At 67.8% G+C, this 457-nt stretch carries 1 protein-coding gene; it reads right to left on the reverse strand.

Annotated elements, in window-relative coordinates; translation table 11 throughout:
- Positions 1-40 precede the first annotated feature (40 nt).
- Positions 41-457 (reverse strand): hypothetical protein (locus QZH66_RS18430; protein ID WP_305807235.1); only part of this gene is annotated, 417 nt, incomplete at its 5' end.

The following is a 457-nucleotide window of genomic DNA, read 5'->3' on the forward strand; positions in this document are numbered from 1 at the left end:
CTCCTTGGAAGATTTCACAGTTTTACTTCAAGGCTGGCGATCAGCGTGCGGGCGCCTCGAACGTCGCGTTGCGCAAAAAGCCCGCTGGCATCTGCAGCGCGGATGTGCCGCCAAACTGCTTGTGCGCAGCCACGAGTTCATCAAGGCGCGGATCGCGGATCATGACCTGCGGGCCCTCGTTCTCGGCCACGGCCACCGTGGCCTGCGGGGCACTGGACGCGGCGGCCAGTTGGGCGGTGGCAGACTCGCCCTGCAAGCTGCCCCACGAACTCCAGCCCACGGCAGCAACCGCGGCCAGCGAGGCAAACCCGGCCACCATCTTCCAGCGGAACACCGAGGCATTGGCCGCCTGCGCGGGCGCCAGCACAGGCACCGCTACTTGCTGCAGGCTTTCCTGCGCCGGGCGAGCGGCCACAGGCTCACGCGCCAACTGCTGCTGCAACCGGGCCAGGAAGGC

Source organism: Stenotrophomonas sp. YIM B06876 (assembly GCF_030711595.1).
Taxonomy (GTDB): Bacteria; Pseudomonadota; Gammaproteobacteria; order Xanthomonadales; family Xanthomonadaceae; genus Stenotrophomonas.